Raw genomic sequence first — 20,339 nt, 5'->3', positions numbered from 1 at the left:
TCAGATTAGCGCAATCCGTCCGAGCCTCCCCGGCGGCGACCGACTAGACTAGGCGGTCTATGCGCGGCCTGATTCCCGACAGCTTCATCGATGAACTGCTTGCCCGCGTCGACATCGTCGACGTGATCGAGCGGCGCGTGCCGCTGAAGAAGGCCGGGCGCGAATGGACCGCGTGCTGCCCGTTCCACAACGAGCGCACGCCGTCGTTCTACGTCAGCCCGGCCAAGCAGTTCTTCCACTGCTTCGGCTGCGGCGCGCACGGCAGCGCGGTGAAGTTCCTGATGGACTACGAGCGGCTGGAGTTTCCGGACGCGGTGGAGGAACTGGCGCAGACGGTGGGCCTCACCGTGCCGCGCGAAGGCGGCCGCGACGAACGCCCGCGCGAGGACAAGACCGACCTGTACGCGCTGCTCGACGCGGCCGCCGGCTGGTATGAAGGCGAGCTGCCGCGCAACACCGACGCCCAGGCCTATTGCAGGAAGCGCGGCCTGGACGCGGAGACCATCAAGCGCTTCCGCCTCGGCTGGGCGCCGGCCGGCTACGACGGCGTGATCAAGGCGCTGGGCAACACGCCGCGGCGGATGGAACTGCTGAACGAGGCCGGCATGGTCGCGTCGAGCGAACGCGGCAGCAAGTACGACCGCTTCCGCGAACGGCTGATGTTTCCGATCCTCGACCGCCGCGGCCGCGTGATCGCGTTCGGCGGAAGAGTGTTGAGCTCGGAGCAGTCGCCGAAATACCTGAACTCGCCGGAGACGCCGCTGTTCCACAAGGGCCGCGAGCTGTTCGCGCTGTGGCAGGTGAAGCAGGCCAACGCGAACCTGGCGCGGATCGTGGTGGTCGAGGGCTACATGGACGTGATCGCGCTGCACCAGGCCGGGCTGCCGATCGCGGTGGCCACGCTGGGCACGGCGACCACGCCGGAGCACACCGAGGTCCTGTTCCGCGCCGCGCCGGACGTGGTGTTCTGCTTCGACGGCGACCGCGCCGGCCGCGCCGCGGCGTGGAAGGCGCTGGAATCGGCGCTGCCGCGCCTGCGCGACGGCCGCCAGGCGTACTTCCTGTTCCTGCCCGACGGCGAGGACCCGGATTCGCTGGTGCGCAAGGAAGGCCGCGAGGGCTTCGAGAAGCGCATCAAGGAAGCGATGCCGCTGTCCGACTACTTCTTCAACGAACTGTCGCACGACGTCGACATGGCCAGCCTCGACGGCCGCGCCCGGCTGGCCGAGCGCGCACGCCCGCTGATCGCGAAACTGCCCGACGGCGCGTTCCGCGACCTGATGGCGCAGGAACTGGAGAAGCGCAGCGGCGCGCGCGCGATGCTGCAGGCCGACCCGGCCACGCACCGCGCCGTGCAGCGCCCCACCGCCGTGCAGCGCAGCCTGGTGCGCAGTGCGATCTCGCTGCTGCTGGGGCAGCCGGGCCTGGCCGACCAGGTCGAGAAACCCTATCGCTTCCTGCGCCTGGACAAACCCGGCGTGGACCTGCTTGCCGAACTGCTCGACCTCGCGCGCGCGCGTCCCGGCATCAATTCCGCCACGCTGGTGGAGCACTTTGCCGAGCGCCCGGAATATCCGTCGCTGCAGAAACTGATGGCGGCGATGTCGGTGGGCGAACCGGAAAGCCAGCGCACCGAGTTCTTCGATGCCCTGGCGCGGATGGAGGACCAGGCCATCACCCAGCGCCGCGATGCTCTGACCGCGAAGAGCCGCGAAGGCGCGCTGGACAGCGCCGAGAAAACGGAGCTGCGCGAGCTGCTGGCCGCCCGCGCGCGGCCGCCGGCGGCCTCGGCCTGACCGCGATGACGTGCCGCCTGCCCATGGACGCCCCGCGTCATCCTGCCTGGCTCGACCGCCATCCGACTGTGGGATCATGCCCGGCTGCGGCCGGGCGGGTTTCGCGTGACGCGCAAGGACACTGATGGATCTGCTGCAGCAACTGATCACGATCTTCGCCGAGAACGGCTATGTCGCCGTGTTCATCGCGCTGATGATCTGCGGCGCCGGCCTGCCCTTGCCGGAAGACATCACCCTGGTCGCCGGCGGCGTGATCGCGGGGCTCGGCTACGCCAACGTGCATGCGATGGTCGCGCTGGCGATGTTCGGCGTGCTGCTGGGCGACTCGGCCATCTTCCTGCTCGGCCACCACTACGGCGCGCGCATCCTGCAGTGGCGTTTCGTGGCACGCGTGCTGACCCCGGAACGCTACGTCAAGGTGCAGGAAAAATTCGACCAGTACGGCAACCGCATGCTGTTCTTCGCGCGCTTCCTGCCCGGCATGCGCACCACCGTCTACCTCACCGCCGGCACCACCCATCGGGTGTCGTTCCTGCGTTTCCTGCTGATCGACACGCTGGCGGCGCTGATCAGCGTGCCGTTCTGGGTCTACCTGGGCTTCTTCGGCGCCGACAACCACGAATGGCTGATGAAATGGCTGCATCGCGGCCAGAGCAGCCTGTGGGTGCTGGTGGGTGTCCTGCTGCTGACCGTGCTGGTGCTGTGGTGGAAGCACCGGCGCCGCACGCGCTGCGGGCTGGATTGAGCCGGCCGCATGTCGCTGCGTCGCGTTCGTCCGGACAACTTCACCCTTGCCCTGCTCGCCACCGTGCTGCTGGCCTCGCTGCTGCCATGCCGCGGCGGGACCGCGCGGGTGTTCGACGGGATCACCGACGCGGCGATCGCGCTGCTGTTCTTCCTGCACGGCGCCAAGCTGCCGCGCACGGCGATCGTGCAGGGCCTGACCCACTGGCGGCTGCACCTGACCGTGTTCGCCGGCACCTTCGTGCTGTTCCCGCTGCTCGGGCTGGCGCTGCAGCCGGTCGGCCATGCGTTGCTGACGCCCGAGCTTTACCTCGGCGTGCTGTTCGTGTGCACGCTGCCGTCCACGGTGCAGTCGTCGATCGCGTTCACCTCGATCGCCGGCGGCAACGTCTCCGCCGCGGTGGTCAGCGCCTCGATGTCGAACCTCATCGGCATCGTGCTGACCCCGCTGCTGGTCGGCCTGCTGCTGGCCAGCCACGGCGGCGGCGCCTCCTGGCAGGGCGTGCGTGACATCATGCTGCAGCTGCTGCTGCCGTTTGCGCTGGGCCACGTCGCGCGGCGCTGGATCGGCGGCTGGGTCGACCGCCACAAGCCGCTGCTCGGCTACACCGACCAGGGCACGATCCTGCTGGTGGTGTACACCGCGTTCAGCGCCGCGGTGGTCGACGGCCTGTGGCGCGACACGCCGATCCCCGCCCTGCTGTCCACCCTGGCGATGTGCGCGCTGCTGCTTGCGCTGGTGATGCCCACGCTGACCTGGGCCGCACGCCGGCTCGGCTTTTCGCGCGAGGACGAGATCACGATTGTCTTCTGCGGTTCCAAGAAGAGCATGGCCAGCGGCATCCCGATGGCGAAGATCCTGTTCGCCGGCCAACTCGGCGGCCTCGGCGCGCTGGTGCTGCCGCTGATGATCTTCCACCAGCTGCAGCTGATGGTATGCGCGGTGGTGGCGCGCCGGTACGCGACGCGCGGCGTCCACGCCGCCGCCGAGGACGACCGCGAGGCGGACTGATACAGCTGCCGGCTTCCTACAGCCAACGGCCGTAGCGGCGGATGTAGATGATCTTCATCAGCTGGGTCAGCACGCAGTAGCTCGCCAGGGTCAGCCCCAGCCAGGCGAAATACAGCGGCGGCAGCGGCACCATGCCGATCTTCGCGCCCAGCGCACTGAACGGGATCAGCATGCCGACCACGATGATCGCCAGGGTCAGTCCCAGCACCGGCGCGGACGCCACGCTCTGCAGGAACGGGATGCGCCGGGTGCGGATCATGTGCACGATCAGGGTCTGCGACAGCAGGCCCTCGATGAACCAGCCGGAGTGGAACAGCGACTGCCGCGCCGGCGTGTTCGCGCCGAACACGTGCCACATCAGCCAGAACGTGGTGATGTCGAAGATCGAGCTGACCGGCCCCACCCAGACCATGAAGCGGCCGATGTCGCCGGCGTCCCATTTGCGCGGGCGGCTCAGGTATTCCTCGTCCATGCGGTCGAACGGGATCGACAGCTGCGAGATGTCGTACAGCAGGTTCTGCACCAGGATCTGCAGCGGCAGCATCGGCAGGAACGGCAGGAACGCGCTGGCCACCAGCACGCTGAACACGTTGCCGAAGTTCGAGCTGGCGGTCATCTTGATGTACTTCATGATGTTGCCGAAGGTGACGCGGCCTTCCAGCACACCCTCCTCCAGCACCATCAGGTTCTTCTCCAACAGGATGATGTCGGCCGACTCCTTGGCGATGTCGGTGGCGGTGTCCACCGAGATGCCGACGTCGGCGTCGTGCAGCGCCGGCGCGTCGTTGATGCCGTCGCCGAGGAAGCCCACCGTGTGGCCCAGCCGCTGCAGCGAGCGCACCACGCGCGCCTTCTGCAGCGGCGACATCTTGGCGAACACGGTGACCCGCGCCACCAGCGCATCCAGCGCCGGGTCATCCAGTTCCTCGATCTCGCGGCCCTGCACCGAATGGCCGACGTCCAGCCCGACCTCGCGGCAGATCTTGCGGGTCACCGCTTCGTTGTCGCCGGTGATCACCTTCACTGCCACGCCGTGCTGGTGCAGCGCGCGGATCGCGGTGGCGGCCGAATCCTTCGGCGGGTCGAGGAAGGCCAGGCAGCCGACCGCGACCAGTTCGCCCTCGTCGGCCACGCCGTAGGCATGCTCGCGCGCGGCCTCGCGCCGCACCGCCACCACCAGCACGCGCAGGCCGTCCTCGTTGAGCCGGCGCGTCATCGCCTTGATCTCGCGGCGACGCGCCTCGGTCATCGGTTCGATCGCATCGCCGGTCTTCGCGTACGCGCAGATCGAGAGCATCTCCTCGACCGCGCCCTTGCAGACCAGTAGATGCTCACCGCCGCCGTCGGCGACCACCACCGACATGCGCCGGCGCTGGAAGTCGAACGGGATCTCGTCGACCACCCGGTAGCGCAGCGCCGCCGCCTCCAGGTCGCGGTGCTCGAGCACCGCCTTGTCCATCAGGTTCTTCAGGCCGGTCTGGAAGCGGCTGTTGAGGTAGCCGTATTCCAGCGCCTCGTCCGATTCCTCGCCGTCGAGGTCGAGGTGGCGTTCCAGCACGATCCTGTCCAGCGTCAGCGTGCCGGTCTTGTCGGTGCACAGCACGTCCATCGCGCCGAAGTTCTGGATCGCGTTGAGCCGCTTCACCACCACCTTGCGCCGCGACATCGCCAGCGCGCCCTTGGCCAGGTTCGCGGTGACGATCAGCGGCAGCATCTCCGGGGTCAGCCCCACCGCGATGGTCAGCGCGAACAGGAACGCCCCGGTCCAGTCGTGCTTGTCCAGCCCGTTGATCAGGAACACCACCGGCACCATCACCGCCATGAAGCGCAACAGCAGCCAGCTGACGCTGCTCACGCCGCGGTCGAAGCTGGTCTGCACGCGCTGGCCGCTCATGCTGTGCGCCAGCGAGCCGAGATAGCTGCGCGCACCGGTCGCCACCACCACCGCGGTGGCACTGCCGCTGACCACGTTGGTGCCCATGTAGCAAATGGTGACCAGGTCCAGCGGGTTGGCGTGGCTGTCGCCGGCAACGCTCGGGCGGGCGGGCGCGAACTTCTCCACCGGCAGCGATTCGCCGGTGAGGATCGCCTGGCTGACGAACAGGTCCTTCGCGCCGAGCAGGCGCAGGTCCGCGGGCACCATGTCGCCCGCCCCCAGGTGCACGATGTCGCCGGCGACCAATTCGGCCACCGGCACCTCGATCCGCTCGCTGTGGCCGTCGGAGGCGCGCCGCGTCACCGTGGCGGTGTTGCGCACCATCGCCTTCAATTTCTCGGCGGCGCGGGTGGAGCGGTATTCCTGGGTGAAGCTCAGCACCACGCTGATCGCCACCATCACCGCGATGATCACCGGCCCGGTCAAGTCACCGCGATCGGTGAACAGCTGCACGCCGGCCAGCACCAGCAGCACCACGATGAACGGGTTCCTGAACGCGCGCAGCAGCTGCAGCGACCAGTGCGGCGGCTTCTCGTGCGACACCTCGTTGGCGCCGTCGCGATGCAGCCGCGCACCGATCTGCGCCGCGTCGAGACCGCGCATCGACGTATCCAGCCCGGCCAGCAGCGCCTCGATGGCGCAAAACGCCTGCCCGGCCACGACCACCGGCCGCGGTGCAGCCTTGCCCACCAGCCTGGCGGCGGGCGCTTGAAGAATCTTGCTCATGCTTCGCTTCCGTGAGGCGGAATGCCGATGCGGCGAAGCGCTGGCGGCGTCAGGTCGCCATCACGCTAGCTCATGCGGCCGCAGGCGCGGCCCGTGCCGGAGGGCGCTGGCGGAGGCCAGCCCTTGCGCGGAATCAGGGCGGCCATCAGCGGCCGGAACCCAGCCGCCGATGGCGCGGCGCCTTCAGGAACGACGCCGGTTCGCGCCGCACGGGAGCGGTAGCGACGCGCTCGACGCCGCCACCGGCCGGCTTGGCCAGCGGCGCGGGTACGGTCACGCTGAATTCGGGCGACACGGCGGCACCGCGAACGGAGGCGGTGCGCAGGCCTGCAAGGCGCAGGCGGAAAAAATCGTGAAGGAGCTTCATCAGCCCATCTCCTCATGACGACGCCGCCGGCGTCCTCAGGAGTGGGCCGGACTTTCCCTAGCGGAAAGCACCAGCCGACCGCAGGCGGTCGCCGCAGGCGTTCAACTTGTTGTGCGGCGCCGGCACCCGATGCAAGCGGGTGTCGACGTTGCGACTAGGGTAAACGTCCATATGCCTTGGTTAGTCAGGACAGGAAGCCGGCCGGCGCAGCGCGCCGGAGGGCGCGCGCATTGTCGTGCTGCGTTGCGCAAGTGTCAACGTTCAAGTTGAATTTTTCCGCACCAACGCGACGTCGGCGCGGGCCGGTCAGACGACCGGCTGCAGCGCCAGCCCCTGCTGCACGACCGGATCGACCAGCCAGTGGTCGACGAGCAGGAACGCGAACAGCGCCATCAGGTAGACGATGGAGTAATTGAACACCTTCATCGCGTACAGCTCGTCCGGCGGATTCAGCAGACGCACGGCGTAGTACAGGAACGCCCCGCCCAGCACCGCGGCGCCGCCCAGGTAGACCAGGCCGCTCATCCCGGTCAGCGCCGGCAGCAGGGTCACCAGCACCAGCAGCACGGTGTAGAACAGGATGTGCCAGCGGGTGAACACCACGCCGTGGGTCACCGGCAGCATCGGCACCTGGGCGCGCGAGTAGTCGTCGCGGCGGAAGATCGCCAGTGCCCAGAAATGCGGCGGCGTCCACACGAAGATGATCAGGCACAGCTGCAGCGCGTACGGGTGCAGCGCGCCGGTGACCGCGGTCCAGCCCAGCACTGGCGGAATCGCCCCGGCGAGGCCGCCGATCACGATGTTCTGCGGCGAGGCGCGCTTGAGGAACGCGGTGTAGATCACCGCATAGCCGATCAGCCCGGCAAACGTCAGCACCGCGGTCAGCGTGTTGACCAGCAGCACCAGCACTGCCATCGAGGCGATGCCCAGCAGCAGCGCGAACACGAAGACCTGGCGCGCATTCAGATGCCCGGTGGCCAGCGGCCGGTGCGCCGTGCGCACCATCACCTTGTCGATGCGCTGGTCGATCAGCTGGTTGAACGCGGCGGCCGACGACGACGCCAGCCAGATGCCCAGCGTGCCGAACACCAGCGCGCGCCACGGCGGTATCCCGGGCACGGCGAGGAACATGCCGATCACCGCGCAGAACACCAGCAGCGCGACGATACGCGGCTTGGTCAGTTGCAGGTATTCGCGAAAAACGCTCATCTTCAGTGTCGCCCCAACGACAGGAACATCGATTCGTCATGCCGCCGCTGCGTGCGTGCCAGCGTGGCCAGCAGGGTGAACAGCAGCAGGGCCGCCACGCCATTGTGCGCGGTCGCCACGGCCAGCGGCAGGCCGAAGTACACGTTGCTGATGCCCAGCAGCACCTGGCCCGCCAGCGCCAGCGCGATCGCCAGGCCGCACACGCGCAGGCCGCGCCGCGCCGTCCTGACCGACAGCCAGCCGAGGTAGCAGAACACCACCAGCGCGCCGAGCCGGTGCGCGATCTGGATCGCGCTGCGCGCGGCCATGTCGAGCACGCCGCCTTCGTAGTTGACGCCAATGCCGCGCCACAGCACGAAGCCTTCGCGGAAGTCCGTCGGCGGCGCCCACTGGCCTAGGCACTGCGGGAACGAGCCGGGGCCGTAGCCGCAGGCCAGCGCCGCATAATTCGCCGAGGTCCAGCCGCCCAGCGCGATCTGGCACAGCAGCAGCACGATGCCGATCGCCACCAGCCGGCGCAGGTCGGCGTGGCGTTCGTCCGCCGCCGCCACGCCGGCAAAACGCAGCGCGGCGTACGCCAGCAGCGCGAACGTGGCCATGCCGCCGAGCAGGTGGCCCATCACCACCACCGGCTTGAGCAGGAGCGTCACCGTCCACATGCCGAGCATCGCCTGGAAGATGATCACCGCCAGCGCCAGCACGCAGATCTTCCACGCGCCGGGACGCTGCAGCCGGGTCGCGGCGAGCAGCGGCAACGCGATCGCGCAGGCCGCCAGCACGGACGACCACATATGCTCGCCGCGCATGTACAAGCCCACCCCGAGCGCCGCGAACACCGCGCCGGCGACCACCGCCAGCAACGTGCCGCGCCGGCGCCAACTGGCGATAAGCGCCAGCAGCAGCACCAGCACGCCGAGCGTGCCGGCGAGGAAGCGGTGCACCTGCTCGCGCCAGGCCTTGTGCGCCTCGTACGGGCGATCCGGGAAGGCCGCGTCGGCGTGCGCCACCGCCTGCGCGTGCTGCGGCCAGGTGACCTGGCCATAGCAGGTCGGCCAGTCCGGGCAGGACAGGCCCGCATTGGACAGCCGCACGAACGCGCCGAACATCACCAGGCCGAACGCGAACACCGCCGCGAACAGCGCCAGCCAGCGCAATGCCCGCAACGAACGCGGCGACATCACTTGATCACCTTCTGCAGGTCCTTGCGCAGCCCGGACGGATCGAACCCGGCCCGGTACAGCGACAGCGCGGTGCCGTTGGATTCCACCAGCAGCGCACTCACGCTGTCCGGCGCGCTCGGGCGGAAGCTGGCCAGCTTGCCGTCGACGTCCTTGCCGAGCTGCCAGTAGTTGCGCATGCCGTCGCGCGCGTCGTCCGCGGGCGGCGTGCCCAGGTAGAGCAGGCGCAGACGCGACTGGTTGCGGTTCAGCGTGACCCGCGCGGCGGCCATGCTGGTCAGCGTGGCCAGGCATTGCGTGGCGCAGCCGGGGCCGGCCAGCGCCACCAGGGTCAGCCGCGGCTCGCTGTCGCGCCAGGCGTAGGGCTGGCCATTCACCAGCTGCACGCGCAACTGTTCGTCCACGAAATTGCGCTGCGGCAGGATCGGCTCGCCGTTGCCCTTGGTGCCGGGCTGCCAGCCGCTCCAGCTGAGCAGGCCGGCGACGATCATCGGCGCGACAAACGCCAGCACGATCAGCAGCAGGAACATTCGGCTCTTGCGCACGGCGGCGGGATCAGCAGCTTTCATCGGACTTCATCAACCTTCGTGGAATCAGGATTTGCGCGGCTTGCGCTTGCGATGCACGACCAGCAGGATCACCACCGCGGCAAGCGCGAACGTGAACCACTGGAACGCATAGGCGCGATGCCGCGCCGGCGGCATCGAGGAAAAATCGAGGTTGCGCTCGCGCTCGTAGACCGCCGCCGGATCAGGATCCAGCGCAAGCACTCGCGGATACAGCGGGCGCCCGAGATCAGCGGCGACCTGCGCCGGGTCCAGGAAGATCGCACTCTTCGGCCACTGGACCTGTCGCGCCAGCGCATTGCCACCCATCTCGAACCCGACCGGCGGCGGCGGCACATACAGTCCCTGCAAGCTCACCTTGCCGGTCGGCAACGGCGGCACCTGGGGCGCCTTGTCGCTGCCGTTGCCGGGCAGAAAGCCGAGGTCGACCAGCAACAACGACGAGCGACCATCCAGCGCCAATGGCGCGAACACCTGGACGCCGCCACGCCGGTCATGCTTCGGGTTGTCCAGCAGGTACAGGCGGTCGGCCAGGTAATGGCCGCCGACTTTTACCCGCGGGAAGCCGTCGGCCGGCGGTGAGTCGGCCACCCTGGCAAAGTCCTGCAGCGGCGCTGCGGCGGCCGCGGCATACCGTCGCAGAAGCGCTTCCTTGAAGTCGGCGCGATGCAGCTGCCAGACGCCCAGACGTATGAACAGCAGCGCTCCGGCCACGGTCAGCAGCAGCGCCCACCACGAAGGACGGCGGAATCCGGTCACGCCGGGCGCCTGTCAGCGGCCGTTATACTGGCCATGTCGAACTGGATCGGATCAATCACGTGGAAACCATCTATAAAATTGCGCTGGTCGTGGTGCTGCTGGTGGTGATCTTCAGCCTCGGCCAGGCGCTGTACTTCATGATGACCGACAAGGACGACGACAAGCGCACGGTGTGGGCGCTGACCCGTCGCATCGGCCTGTCGCTGCTGTTCATTGCCATGGTCGCGTTCGGCATCTGGATGGGTTGGCTGCACCCGCACGACGTCGGCCAGTAATTGTAACCGCCACGAGGCACCGACTGTTCGCCGCTAAACGAAGAAGCCCGCCATCCGGCGGGCTTCTTCGCATTTGAACTTGACCGGAGCGACGCTTTTTTTGAAGAGTCCGGCCACGGATGGCCGGTTCTTGACCTTCGCCTTCCGCGACAGGACGTCGCGTGAAATCAAAGAATGTAGACGAACATAAACAGGCCGAGCCAGACCACGTCGACGAAGTGCCAGTACCACGCCACCGCCTCGAAGCCGAAGTGGTGATCCTTGTTGAAATGCCCCTTCAGTACGCGCAGCCAGATCACCGCCAGCATGATCGTGCCCAGGGTCACGTGCATGCCGTGGAAGCCGGTGAGCATGAAGAAGGTCGAGCCGTAGACGCCGCTGTGCAGGGTCAGGTTCAGTTCCTTGTAGGCCTCGATGTACTCGTGCGCCTGGAAATACAGGAAGGTCGCGCCCAGCAGCACGGTCAGCCCCAGGAACAGCAGGATCTTGCCGCGGTGGCCCGCACGCAGCGCGTGGTGGGCGATCGTCACGGTGACGCTGGAGGTGAGCAGGATCACCGTGTTGAGCAGCGGCAGGCCCCACGCCGGCACGGTGCGGAACGCGCCGCCGGCCTGTTCCGGGCCGTTGCCCCCGTTGGCGCCCCAGGCGGCGGTGTAGTCGCTCCACAGGAATTCGTGGGTCAGCACGCCGTGGCCGTGGCCACCGAGCCATGGCACCGAGAACATGCGGATGTAGAACAGCGCGCCGAAGAATGCGCCGAAGAACATCACCTCGGAAAAGATGAACCACATCATGCCCATGCGGAACGAGGTATCCACCTGGCTGTTGTAGCTGCCGGCAAGCGACTCGTTGATCACCGAGCGGAACCAGCCGAAGAACATGCCCAGCACGCCGATCACGCCGATGATCAGCACGGACTTGCCGAAGCCGGTCTCGCCGGGCTCCGCGTTCAACCAGTGCGCGGCACCGAATACGGTGGTGAACATGACCACTGCGGCCACAAACGGCCAGTAGCTCTTGGTCGGAACGAAGTAAGCGTCGTGTTGCTGACCCATGGTGTAACCCCGTGGATTTCTCTTGATGACTTTTGCCCCGTCACACCGACCGGGGAACTGCACGCCGGTCGTCGAACCCGGCCGGTTGAAGAAAACATGTGACGCTTGGAACGCTATTTCATCAGCAGGATTTGCAGGAACGTCGACAGGTAGACCGCCAGCGCGACCACGGCAAGTATCGTGACCGTGCGCCGCACGCCGCGACGGGACTTCCCGTCTGGCTGGACCGTTGCCGCATGAATCGTCTGCTGCGCCATGTCACTCTGCTCCCGAGGTCATGCCGGCCGCGCGACCGGCATGACGGATGGACGATCAATCGTTCACGTGGCCGTGAGCCAGTTCATCGTCGTTGATCACCGGCGGCACCTCGAAGGTGTGGTGCGGCGCCGGCGACGGAATGGTCCACTCCAGGCCCTTGGCCCCTTCCCACACGCGATCGGTGGCCTTCTTCTTCGAGAAGAACGCGCAATGGATCAGCACGCCCACGAAGATCAGCTGGGTGGCGCCGAACAGGAAGCCGCCGATCGAGCTGATCATGTTGAAGTTGGCGAACGCCACGTTGTAGTCGGGGATGCGGCGCGGCATGCCGGCCAGGCCCAGGAAGTGCTGCGGGAAGAACAGCACGTTGACCCAGATCACGCTGTTCCAGAAATGCACCTTGCCCCAGAACTCGCTGTACATGTTGCCGGTCCACTTCGGCATCCAGTAATACGAGGCGCCGATGATCGCGAACAGCGCGCCGGTGACCAGCACGTAGTGGAAATGCGCCACGATGAAGTAGGTATCGTGATACTGGAAGTCGGCCGGCACCAGCGCCATCATCAGGCCGGAGAAGCCGCCGATGGTGAACAGGATGATGAACGCGATGGCGAACAGCATCGGCGTCTCGAACGTCATCGAGCCGCCCCACATGGTGGCGACCCAGTTGAACACCTTCACGCCGGTCGGCACCGAGATCAGCATGGTGGCGTACATGAAGAAGACTTCGGCGCCCAGCGGCAGGCCCACCGCGAACATGTGGTGCGCCCACACGATGAACGACAGGAACGCGATGCAGGCGATCGCGAACACCATCGCCTTGTAGCCGAAGATCGGCTTGCGCGCGAAGGTCGGCACGATTTCCGAGATGATCCCGAACGCGGGCAGGATCATGATGTAGACCTCGGGGTGGCCGAAGAACCAGAAGATGTGCTGGTACAGCACCGGATCGCCGCCGCCGCCCGGGTTGAAGAAGTTGGTGCCGAAGTACTTGTCGGTGAGCAGCATGGTCACCGCGCCGGCCAGCGCCGGCATCACCGCGATCAGCAGGAACGCGGTGATCAGCCAGCTCCACACGAACACCGGCATCTTCATCAGGTCCATGCCGGGCGCGCGCATGTTGAGAATGGTGGCGATGATGTTGATCGCGCCCATGATCGAGCTGATGCCCATCAGGTGGATCGCGAACACCGCGTAGGCCAGCGAACTGCTCTGCAGCGACAGCGGCGGGTACATCGTCCAGCCGCCGGCCGGAGCGCCGCCGGGCAGGAACAGCGTGGACAGCAGCAGCAGGAACGCGAACGGCAGGATCCAGAACGACAGGTTGTTCATGCGCGGCAACGCCATGTCCGGCGCGCCGACCATCAACGGGATCATCCAGTTGCCGAGGCCCACGAAGGCCGGCATGATCGCGCCGAAAATCATCACCAGCGCGTGCATGGCCGTCATTTCGTTGAAGAAATACGGCTGCATCAGCTGCATGCCCGGCTTGAACAGTTCGGCACGGATCAGCATGGCGAAGCTGCCGCCGATGAACAGCATCGTCAGCGAGAAAATCAGATACAGCGTGCCGATGTCCTTGTGGTTGGTGGACATGCACCAGCGCTGGAAGAAACCTTTCGGCGCGCCGTGGTGATCGTCGTGCTGATCATGGGTGGCTGCGTAGGACATGGCCTTGCACCTCTAACCTGAAATATGGAATGCGACTGCAAAAAAAACATGCACCGGAAAGGCGGCAAGCGGCCTCAGCCCTGCTTGCCGGCGACCGGAGCGGCGACCTGTGCGGTTTGCGGCGCCGGAGCAGGTGCCGCGGCTGGCGCCTCCTGCTCGGCCAGCCACTTGGCGAAATCCGCCTTGGACTTCACCACCACCACGATCGGCATGAAGGCGTGGTCCTGGCCACACAATTCGGCGCACTGGCCGCGATAAGTGCCCGGCGTGGTGAAGTTGGCCCACGCCGCGTTGATGATCCCGGGGATCGCATCGATCTTCCAGCCGGTCGCCGGCACCCACCAGGAGTGGATCACGTCGCCGCTGGTGATCACGAAGCGGATCTTGGTGTCGACCGGCACCACCAGCGGCTTGTCGACGTCAAGCAGGTAGGTGTTTTCGTCGCCGACCTTGACCGCGAACGGATCCATGCCCGAACCAAGCTGGCGGGTCTGGTCGCTGCGCGTATCGAGCTTGGACATGAAGCCGACCTTGTCGATCGACTTGCCCATGTAGTCGACATAGTCGTAGCGCCACTTCCACTGGTAGCCGGTGACCTTGACGGTCATCTGCGAACCGGTGGTGTCGGCCCAGGTGGTGAGGCCACCGGTGGCCAGATAGGCCAGGGTGATCAGGATCAGCACCGGGATGGTGGTCCAGACCACTTCCACCATGGTGTTGTGCGACCACTTCTCGGCCACTGCGCCGCGCGATTTGCGGAAGCGGAACATGGCGATGAACATCGCGCCGAACACCAGCACGCCGATCACCGTGCACACGGCGAGCGAAACGTTGTTCAGGTGGTACGGCACCGGCGACCAGGTGCTCGCGCCGCGCTCCATGTTCAGCTGCCACGGGCCGGGAGCGGCCAGGGCCACGCTGCCGAACGATGCAAGGGCGAGAGCCGCCGCTGCCGTGAATGATCGCCTGATGCCGCCAGATGTCATGTCTTGCACCTTTGTTGAACCTACTTGCGTGGCTGGTTGAAGTCGGCCAGCAACACCATGAGTTTCTTCGACAGCTCGACGCGTTCCTGATCCGCCAGGAAAACGCCGATCTCCAGTTCGCGCCCGTGCGACGACAACAGCAGGCGCTGGCGCCCGTTGCCCGGCTCCAGCAGCACGCGCACCCAGTACGACTGGAAACGCATGCGGCGCCGGCCCGGCAGGGACTGCACCTCCAGCGACGACGCGTCGAGGGTGATGCGCTCACTACGGTCGCCGGCCCGCCAGGCCGCGCTCAAGGCGACGGCCACGGCGGCGGATTCCACCAGGGCGAACAGCGGAGCGAACACATTCCCCTGCCACGCACCCAGTCCAGCCGTCATCAGCACCAGCGCCACCAGAACCACGATCAGTCGACGCAGACCGCGCCGGCTGAGCGCGCGATTGGGCTTGAGCCACATCGTCACGCGGGGCAAGCCGGCGGTAGCTGGTCGAAGCACGATCATGGGGATCCGGCGTGCCTGGAACGCCGGAATGATAGGCCGCGGCGGCGCAGCGGGCAAGAATGTCGCACCGGCTTGACCTGGATCAGGCCATCAGGCTACGCCGCCGAACCGCCTTTCGACGGCGCACGGCTCCCGCGAATCGCACGGCACGCGTACAATTCCGCGTTTACCTCCGCATCCGCGGATCTTTGCGATTGACCCGTGACCCAAGCCATTCTCAGCCCCGAACTCCCCGTCGACAGCACGCCTGCGCGCGCGCGCATCACCGCCGCCTGGCTGCGCGACGAGACCGAAGCGGTCAACGATCTGCTCGCCCAGGCCACCCTGCCGCCGGTCGAACGCGAGCAGGTGATCGACCTCGCCGCCGGCCTGGTTTCGCGCGTGCGTGCACGCGCCAAGGACCAGAGCGCGGTCGAATCCTTCATGCGCCAGTACGACCTGTCTTCCGAGGAAGGCGTGCTGCTGATGTGCGTGGCCGAGGCGCTGTTGCGCATCCCGGACAAGGCCACCGCCGACAAGCTGATCCGCGACAAGCTCGGCGATGCGGACTGGAAGAAGCACCTGGGCCAGAGCGAATCGCTGTTCGTCAACGCCTCGACCTGGGGCCTGATGCTCACCGGCCACCTGGTGAACCTCGCCGAGGACACCCGCCACGACGTCACCGGCGCGCTGAAACGGCTGATCGGCCGCGCCGGCGAGCCGGCGATCCGCCTGGCGGTGCGCCAGGCGATGCGCATCATGGGCCACCAGTTCGTGATGGGCCGCAGCATCGACGAAGCGCTGGACCGCTGCGCGAAGAAGGAATACGCGGTGTACCGCTACTCCTACGACATGCTCGGCGAGTCGGCGCTGACCGGCGAAACCGCCGAGCGTTACCAGGAAGATTACCGCCGTGCGATCGCCGCGATCGGCGCACGCGGCCCGTTCGCGAACCACACCGACGCGCCGTCGATCTCGGTGAAGCTGTCCGCGCTGCACCCGCGCTACGAGGTGGCCAAGCGCGAACTGGCGCGGCGCCAGCTCACCGGGAAGCTGCTGGAACTGTCGCAGCTCGCCATGAAGAACGGCATCGCGCTGTCGGTCGACGCCGAGGAAGCCGATCGCCTGGAGCTGTCGCTGGACATCCTCGGCGACGTCTTCGCGCACCCCTCGCTCGCAGGCTGGAACGGCCTGGGCATCGTGGTGCAGGCGTACGCCAAGCGCACCCCGTTCGTGATCGACTGGCTGATCGAGACCGCACGTGCGGCAAATCGTCGCTGGTACGTGCGCCTGGTGAAGGGCGCCTACTGGGACGCCGAAATCAAGCGCGCGCAGGAAAACGGCCTGGCCGGCTACCCCGTGTACACGCGCAAGCCGAACACCGACGTGTCCTACCTGGCCTGCGCGCGCAAGCTGTTCGATGCCGGCAACGAACTGATCTACCCGCAGTTCGCCACGCACAACGCGCACACCATCGCCGCCGTGCATCACATCGCGCGCGGCCGGCCGTTCGAGTACCAGCGCCTGCACGGCATGGGCACCGACCTGTACAGCGAAGTGATCGGCCCGCAGAACTTGAACGTGCCCTGCCGCGTCTACGCGCCGGTCGGCACCCACGAGGACCTGCTGCCGTACCTGGTGCGCCGCCTGCTCGAGAACGGCGCCAACACCAGCTTCGTCAACCGCGTAGTGGACGAAACGCTGCCGGTGCGCGAACTGGTCGCCGACCCGTGCGAGACGGTGCGTGCTTTCGCCTCGATCCCTCACCCGCGCATCCCGCTGCCGGTCAATCTGTACGGTGAACTCCGGAAGAACTCCATGGGCATTAATTTCTCCAACGACAACGAACTGAAGGCGATGGCCGACGCGGTCAACGCCAACGCCGGCCCGTGGACTGCTGCTCCGCTGGTGCCGGGCGCAACCGCCAGCGGCCCGACCGTGCAGGTGACCAACCCGGCCGATCGCCGCCAGACCGTCGGCAGCTACGTCAGCGCCGACAGCGCCACCGTCGACAAGGCGCTGGCCAACGCGGTCGCCGCCCAGCCCGGCTGGGATCGCCTGCCCGCGGCCAGCCGCGCCGCGATCCTCGAACATGCCGCCGAACAGCTCGAGGCGCGCCGCGGCGAGTTCATCGCGCTGTGCGTGCGCGAGGCCGGCAAGAGCCTGCCCGACGCGATCGCCGAGATCCGCGAGGCCGCCGACTTCCTGCGCTACTACGCCACCATGTCGCGCCGCCTGTTCGGCCAGCCGGAACAGTTGCCCGGTCCCACCGGCGAGAGCAACCAGCTGTTCCTCAACGGCCGCGGCGTGTTCGTCTGCATCAGCCCGTGGAACTTCCCGCTGGCGATCTTCCTGGGCCAGGTCAGTGCCGCGCTCGCCGCCGGCAACAGCGTGATCGCCAAGCCGGCCGAGCAGACCTCGCTGATCGGCCACGCCGCGGTGAAGCTGCTGCACGACGCCGGCATCCCGCTCGACGTACTGCAGTATCTGCCCGGCGACGGCGCCACGGTCGGCGCCGCGCTGACGCGGGACCCGCGCGTGGCCGGCGTCGCCTTCACCGGCTCCACCGACACCGCGTGGGCGATCAACCGCGCGCTGGCCGCACGCAACGCGCCGATCGCCGCGCTGATCGCCGAGACCGGCGGCCAGAACGCGATGATCGCCGACTCCTCCGCCCTGCCCGAGCAGATCGTCAAGGACGTGATCGCCTCCGCGTTCCAGTCCGCCGGCCAGCGCTGCTCGGCCGCGCGCGTGCTGTTCGTGCAGGAAGACATCGCCGACAAGGTCTGCGCCATGCTCACCGGCGCGATGGCCGAGCTGAAGGTCGGCGATCCGGGCCAGCTGTCCACCGACGTCGGTCCGGTGATCGACGCGGACGCGCTGAAGATCCTCACCGAGCACGCCGCGCGAATGGACACCGAAGCGAAGAAGATCGGCGAAGTCGCGCTCGACCCGGCGACCACCGCGCACGGCACCTTCTTCGCCCCGCGCGCCTACGAAATCCCCTCGCTGGCCACGCTGACCCGCGAAGTGTTCGGCCCGGTGCTGCACATCGTCCGCTGGAAAGGCAGCGAGCTGGCCCGCGTGGTCGAGCAGATCAACGCCACCGGCTACGGCCTCACCCTGGGCGTGCACAGCCGCATCGACGACACCGTCGAGTACATCGCCGGCCACGCGCGCGTCGGCAACTGCTACGTCAACCGCAACCAGATCGGCGCGGTGGTCGGCGTGCAGCCGTTCGGCGGCGAGAACCTGTCCGGCACCGGCCCCAAGGCCGGCGGCCCGCACTACCTGCTGCGCTTCGCCGGCGAACGCACGCTCACCATCAACACCACCGCCGCCGGCGGCAACGCCTCGCTGCTGACGATCGGCGAATAAGTTCGCCAAAGAGCGGCCTCGCATCGTTGCTACGACGCGGGGCTGCGAGTACGGTTCATGCGGCCACAGGGGGCCTCCAGCATGTCGAAAGCCAAGAAGGGCCAGACCGAATTCGTCCAGTGGATGGGACCACTGCTTGACTGTCTGCGCGCACTTGGCGGCTCGGCCAGGCCAAAGGAAGTTTCCAACTGGATCGCGCGTGAGCTACACCTGCCGCCAGAGATCACCGAGGTCACGATCAAATCCGGTGCCAACCGCTTCCACAATCAGGTTCAATGGGCACGCCAGTATTTGGTCTGGGAAGGCTTACTGGACGACAGCAAGCGCGGCATCTGGGCACTGAGCCCACTAGGCTGGAAAACCAGGATTGATGACGACGCGGCGCGAAGCATATTCCTGAATCGGGTGAGGACGAGCCAATCTCTGCGCAAGCAGCACACTTCAAGTGATGCTTTGCCAATACCTGAAACCACAGATACCGTTCCACCCGAAGAGTCGCAAGAGCTGGATCTTCTGGATGTCCTCAAAGGCTTACCACCTTATGGCTTTGAGCTGATCTGTGGTCGATTGCTTCGCGAGCACGGGTTTGAGGATGTTGAGGTTACTCAACGCTCGCGCGATGGCGGCATTGATGGTTACGGACTACTCCGATTAAGCCCGTTCGTAAGTTTGCGTGTGGCATTCCAAGCCAAGCGATTCAAGGATGTGGTTTCGCGCAGCTCCGTAGGTGAATTTCGCAACGCTCTGCTTGGCCGTGCCGAGAAAGGCGTATTTATCACCACAGGTCGCTTCACCACAGATGCAGAGAGCGAAGCATCTCGCGATGGCGTGGTTCCCATCGAGCTGATCGACGGCGAACAATTGGTACAACTCTTTCAAGATGCAGGTATCGGTGTGAAGCCGAAGACCATCTACGAAATCGATCACGCGTTTTTCGACCAGTTCCGGCACGAACCATAACCCGTTGTAATTCAGTCCACACGCGGCTGGCGATCAATACGGCGAAGCGCTGATCAGTGTCCGCTCCGCCGCGCATTGCTGTCCGTCGATCGGCGCCGTCGATTGGCGATAGCTGGCCAGCTCGCGCCGCGCCGACTCGACGTCCTGCCGGAACGCCGGCGACGCGTGCAGCGCCGCCACCACGATCGCGGCATTCATCGCGCCGGCCTCGATCGCGCTGTAGTTGTGCGCGCCGCAGATCATCCGGCTGTCGGCGTAGGCGCGGGCGCGCAGGTCGATGTCGGTGGCGCGGTCCGGTGCCAGCTCGGCCAGGATCAGGCCGATCGTCCAGCCCAGCGTGGCCTGGCCGGACGGATAGTCGAAGCTTTTCGCCAGCTGCGGCTTCGGCTGGCAGACCGCGCCGTCGTCGATCTGGAACGGACGCTGGCGCCGGTTCGCCTGCTTCACTGGCGTGTTGACGTGGTCCGCGTCCGCGCCGGCGCGGTCGAGCAGGTTCACCAGTCGCGGCAGTTGCACCGCATCCAGCGGCACGCCGACGGCACAACTGAAACCGCGCAGCATCGCCGGCGTGGCGCCGTCCGCATCGCCGGTCGCCAGCGTCCAGCGCGGTGTGCCTTGCAGTTGGCGGGTGGCCTTGAAGATCTGCCGGTCCGCCTCGTAGCGGGCGGAGCCGGCTTGCGGTGCGGGCGGCAGCACGCCGGTGGCCCGCGGCCGCTGCGCCGGCGCCAGATAGCCGACCGCTTCCTTCGCGCTGCCGGCAGCCGATGCCGACCGATCATCGTTCGCGCAACCACCGAGAACCGTGGCGGCGGCCAGGATCAGGCCGAAGCGGCACGGCCACCGGCGTCGAATGTGCTGCTGCATGCGTGTGTCCTCCGGTGCGCGGGCGACGCGGATGTTGTGCGGCGCGCAAACGGCACGCCGTGCCCGCATGCTATAGAAACCCCTTGCCGCTGGCCCGTGCCAGCAGGGCTACGTCGG

Annotated in this window: 18 protein-coding genes; 6 read left to right on the top strand and 12 right to left on the bottom strand. The window is 67.0% G+C overall.

All coding sequences use genetic code 11. The features are described from left to right. Window positions 1–59 precede the first annotated feature (59 nt). From dnaG to KK131_RS10085, 3 genes are all read left to right on the top strand, one after another. Entirely contained in the window at window positions 60–1,796 is a 1,737-nt protein-coding gene (gene dnaG / locus KK131_RS10095) for a DNA primase (protein WP_214556508.1), read from the top strand. Window positions 1,797–1,920: 124 nt separating this feature from the next. Then, a complete protein-coding gene (locus KK131_RS10090) occupies window positions 1,921–2,541 on the top strand; it encodes a DedA family protein (protein WP_214556507.1) in 621 nt (206 codons plus the stop codon). A gap of 9 nt (window positions 2,542–2,550) precedes the next feature. Beyond that, window positions 2,551–3,552 (top strand): bile acid:sodium symporter family protein, encoded by a 1,002-nt coding sequence (locus tag KK131_RS10085; RefSeq protein WP_214556506.1) that lies wholly within the window; start codon window positions 2,551–2,553, stop codon window positions 3,550–3,552. Window positions 3,553–3,568: 16 nt separating this feature from the next. On the opposite strand, the gene mgtA is transcribed toward KK131_RS10085, so the two are convergent. The 6 genes from mgtA to KK131_RS10055 all read right to left on the bottom strand — a co-directional run bounded on the left by mgtA (window position 3,569) and on the right by KK131_RS10055 (window position 10,293). Beyond that, a complete protein-coding gene (gene mgtA, locus KK131_RS10080; protein WP_214556505.1) occupies window positions 3,569–6,214 on the bottom strand; it encodes a magnesium-translocating P-type ATPase in 2,646 nt (881 codons plus the stop codon). Window positions 6,215–6,359: 145 nt separating this feature from the next. Next, window positions 6,360–6,581, bottom strand: coding sequence for a hypothetical protein (locus tag KK131_RS10075; protein ID WP_214556504.1), 222 nt, complete (start codon window positions 6,579–6,581; stop codon window positions 6,360–6,362). Window positions 6,582–6,887: 306 nt separating this feature from the next. After that, the gene (gene cyoE / locus KK131_RS10070; protein WP_214556503.1) at window positions 6,888–7,790 is read right to left on the bottom strand and encodes a heme o synthase; all 903 of its coding nucleotides are present in this window, start codon (window positions 7,788–7,790) and stop codon (window positions 6,888–6,890) included. Between the two features lie 2 nt (window positions 7,791–7,792). After that, window positions 7,793–8,968, bottom strand: a complete 1,176-nt coding sequence (locus KK131_RS10065) for a COX15/CtaA family protein (protein WP_214556502.1) — start codon at window positions 8,966–8,968, stop codon at window positions 7,793–7,795. Continuing rightward, a complete protein-coding gene (locus KK131_RS10060; RefSeq protein WP_214556501.1) occupies window positions 8,968–9,537 on the bottom strand; it encodes a hypothetical protein in 570 nt (189 codons plus the stop codon). The genes KK131_RS10065 and KK131_RS10060 overlap by 1 nt, the downstream gene beginning before the upstream one ends. A gap of 24 nt (window positions 9,538–9,561) precedes the next feature. Next, complete coding sequence (locus tag KK131_RS10055) at window positions 9,562–10,293, bottom strand: SURF1 family protein (RefSeq protein ID WP_214556500.1); 732 nt, start codon at window positions 10,291–10,293, stop codon at window positions 9,562–9,564. A gap of 59 nt (window positions 10,294–10,352) precedes the next feature. Here KK131_RS10055 and KK131_RS10050 point away from each other — a divergent pair, with 59 nt between their 5' ends. Further along, window positions 10,353–10,568 carry a twin transmembrane helix small protein gene (locus KK131_RS10050; RefSeq protein WP_007514059.1) on the top strand — a complete coding sequence of 72 codons (216 nt, stop codon included), beginning with the start codon at window positions 10,353–10,355 and terminating at the stop codon, window positions 10,566–10,568. A gap of 167 nt (window positions 10,569–10,735) precedes the next feature. On the opposite strand, the gene KK131_RS10045 is transcribed toward KK131_RS10050, so the two are convergent. The 5 genes from KK131_RS10045 to KK131_RS10025 form a co-directional block, all read right to left on the bottom strand. Then, complete coding sequence (locus KK131_RS10045) at window positions 10,736–11,623, bottom strand: cytochrome c oxidase subunit 3 (RefSeq protein ID WP_214556499.1); 888 nt, start codon at window positions 11,621–11,623, stop codon at window positions 10,736–10,738. A 113-nt stretch (window positions 11,624–11,736) separates the two neighbouring features. After that, a complete protein-coding gene (locus tag KK131_RS10040) occupies window positions 11,737–11,880 on the bottom strand; it encodes a hypothetical protein (RefSeq protein ID WP_200935715.1) in 144 nt (47 codons plus the stop codon). A gap of 55 nt (window positions 11,881–11,935) precedes the next feature. After that, window positions 11,936–13,552, bottom strand: coding sequence for a cytochrome c oxidase subunit I (gene ctaD, locus KK131_RS10035; RefSeq protein ID WP_214556498.1), 1,617 nt, complete (start codon window positions 13,550–13,552; stop codon window positions 11,936–11,938). Between the two features lie 74 nt (window positions 13,553–13,626). Continuing rightward, entirely contained in the window at window positions 13,627–14,538 is a 912-nt protein-coding gene (gene coxB / locus KK131_RS10030; protein WP_214556497.1) for a cytochrome c oxidase subunit II, read from the bottom strand. Window positions 14,539–14,558: 20 nt separating this feature from the next. Further along, complete coding sequence (locus tag KK131_RS10025) at window positions 14,559–14,996, bottom strand: DUF2244 domain-containing protein (RefSeq protein WP_214556710.1); 438 nt, start codon at window positions 14,994–14,996, stop codon at window positions 14,559–14,561. Window positions 14,997–15,242: 246 nt separating this feature from the next. On the opposite strand from KK131_RS10025, the gene putA reads away from it, so the two are divergent. Together putA and KK131_RS10015 are read left to right on the top strand one after the other, a co-directional pair. Then, on the top strand, window positions 15,243–18,398 hold the full coding sequence (putA, locus tag KK131_RS10020; RefSeq protein ID WP_214556496.1) for a bifunctional proline dehydrogenase/L-glutamate gamma-semialdehyde dehydrogenase PutA: 3,156 nt from the start codon (window positions 15,243–15,245) through the stop codon (window positions 18,396–18,398). Between the two features lie 81 nt (window positions 18,399–18,479). After that, on the top strand, window positions 18,480–19,358 hold the full coding sequence (locus tag KK131_RS10015; RefSeq protein WP_250887390.1) for a restriction endonuclease: 879 nt from the start codon (window positions 18,480–18,482) through the stop codon (window positions 19,356–19,358). Between the two features lie 33 nt (window positions 19,359–19,391). Here KK131_RS10015 and KK131_RS10010 read toward each other — a convergent pair whose 3' ends face one another. Then, the gene (locus tag KK131_RS10010) at window positions 19,392–20,222 is read right to left on the bottom strand and encodes a phosphatase PAP2 family protein (protein WP_214556495.1); all 831 of its coding nucleotides are present in this window, start codon (window positions 20,220–20,222) and stop codon (window positions 19,392–19,394) included. Window positions 20,223–20,339 lie beyond the last annotated feature (117 nt).

Source organism: Rhodanobacter sp. LX-99 (assembly GCF_018599185.1).
Taxonomy (GTDB): domain Bacteria; phylum Pseudomonadota; class Gammaproteobacteria; order Xanthomonadales; family Rhodanobacteraceae; genus Rhodanobacter.
This window is presented reverse-complemented; position numbering and strand designations above follow the sequence as displayed.

Excerpts from the sequence above, each read along its gene's own strand:
- dnaG (WP_214556508.1), top strand. The coding sequence starts at position 60 with ATGCGCGGCCTGATTCCCGACAGCTTCATCGATGAACTGCTTGCCCGC.
- KK131_RS10090 (WP_214556507.1), top strand. The coding sequence starts at position 1,921 with ATGGATCTGCTGCAGCAACTGATCACGATCTTCGCCGAGAACGGCTAT.
- KK131_RS10085 (WP_214556506.1), top strand. The coding sequence starts at position 2,551 with ATGTCGCTGCGTCGCGTTCGTCCGGACAACTTCACCCTTGCCCTGCTC.
- mgtA (WP_214556505.1), bottom strand. The coding sequence starts at position 6,214 with ATGAGCAAGATTCTTCAAGCGCCCGCCGCCAGGCTGGTGGGCAAGGCT.
- KK131_RS10075 (WP_214556504.1), bottom strand. The coding sequence starts at position 6,581 with ATGAAGCTCCTTCACGATTTTTTCCGCCTGCGCCTTGCAGGCCTGCGC.
- cyoE (WP_214556503.1), bottom strand. The coding sequence starts at position 7,790 with ATGAGCGTTTTTCGCGAATACCTGCAACTGACCAAGCCGCGTATCGTC.
- KK131_RS10065 (WP_214556502.1), bottom strand. The coding sequence starts at position 8,968 with ATGTCGCCGCGTTCGTTGCGGGCATTGCGCTGGCTGGCGCTGTTCGCG.
- KK131_RS10060 (WP_214556501.1), bottom strand. The coding sequence starts at position 9,537 with ATGAAAGCTGCTGATCCCGCCGCCGTGCGCAAGAGCCGAATGTTCCTG.
- KK131_RS10045 (WP_214556499.1), bottom strand. The coding sequence starts at position 11,623 with ATGGGTCAGCAACACGACGCTTACTTCGTTCCGACCAAGAGCTACTGG.
- KK131_RS10040 (WP_200935715.1), bottom strand. The coding sequence starts at position 11,880 with ATGGCGCAGCAGACGATTCATGCGGCAACGGTCCAGCCAGACGGGAAG.
- ctaD (WP_214556498.1), bottom strand. The coding sequence starts at position 13,552 with ATGTCCTACGCAGCCACCCATGATCAGCACGACGATCACCACGGCGCG.
- coxB (WP_214556497.1), bottom strand. The coding sequence starts at position 14,538 with ATGACATCTGGCGGCATCAGGCGATCATTCACGGCAGCGGCGGCTCTC.
- KK131_RS10025 (WP_214556710.1), bottom strand. The coding sequence starts at position 14,996 with ATGTGGCTCAAGCCCAATCGCGCGCTCAGCCGGCGCGGTCTGCGTCGA.
- KK131_RS10015 (WP_250887390.1), top strand. The coding sequence starts at position 18,480 with ATGTCGAAAGCCAAGAAGGGCCAGACCGAATTCGTCCAGTGGATGGGA.
- KK131_RS10010 (WP_214556495.1), bottom strand. The coding sequence starts at position 20,222 with ATGCAGCAGCACATTCGACGCCGGTGGCCGTGCCGCTTCGGCCTGATC.